Origin of the sequence: Helicobacter sp. 12S02634-8 (assembly GCF_002272865.1) — a bacterium.
Taxonomy (GTDB): Bacteria; Campylobacterota; Campylobacteria; order Campylobacterales; family Helicobacteraceae; genus Helicobacter_J.
The window spans coordinates 1-741 of record NZ_MLAP01000052.1 but is presented as its reverse complement, the minus strand read 5'-3'; the positions used below and the strand labels follow the sequence as shown (position 1 = coordinate 741).

Annotated in this window: 1 pseudogene; it reads left to right on the top strand. The window is 43.5% G+C overall.

The window, feature by feature from the left end:
- Nucleotides 1-741 (top strand): annotated as a pseudogene (locus BKH46_RS09625) (hypothetical protein); the annotation flags it as partial.

Below are 741 nucleotides of genomic sequence, written 5' to 3'. Positions count from 1 at the left end.
CATCCAAGAATCTATCCATCTCAACTCAATCTTAGAACAACAAAAGCTCTCTCTAGCTTCTCTTGTCACTCTCAACCACCAAAATGTCAATTCCCTAGGGCACGCAATCAATGCGAGTGATAAATGGGCTCTGTCTATGCAAAAGGCAAATGCTATTATCGCAGATATGACAAGGATCCATCAAAGCTCTATCTATGCTGTGAGCGATCTCACCGCAATGTTTCAAAGCTTTTACTCCACTGCGTCTGCTTCTATGAGCCTAGAGCAAGCCCAAAAGGTCTTTGAGGGCATTGTCTATGCAGCCCAGACTTCAGGGGCGAGTGTGGATTCTCTGAAAATGACTCTGGATTCTTTGGGGAGTGGGGTCGCTCAGACTGTGACTGACTTTGGAAGATTTGTCGCAGCGCAAGGCCTTAGCACAGAAGCCATGAGTAAGGCCAAAAAAGAAGGGAATCTTTATGGCTTGATGTTAGAGAAACTCGGAGTTTTCTCTGAATTAGCCTCTAAATCTGCTACCACCTATAGCGCAGCACTTTCTTCTTTGCATACTTCTATCGACACACTCAAGCAAAAAGCCCTAGAACCTTATTTTAAAAGCTTGACTCTCTCCATCAAAGAAGCAGGGGATTTTATCAACGACAACACAGACACAATCTTAAGATACATAGATATGACAATAGAGGCCAGCAAGCACATTGCTTTATTTGCCACAGCTTTTATCTTGGCTAAACCTGCGATATT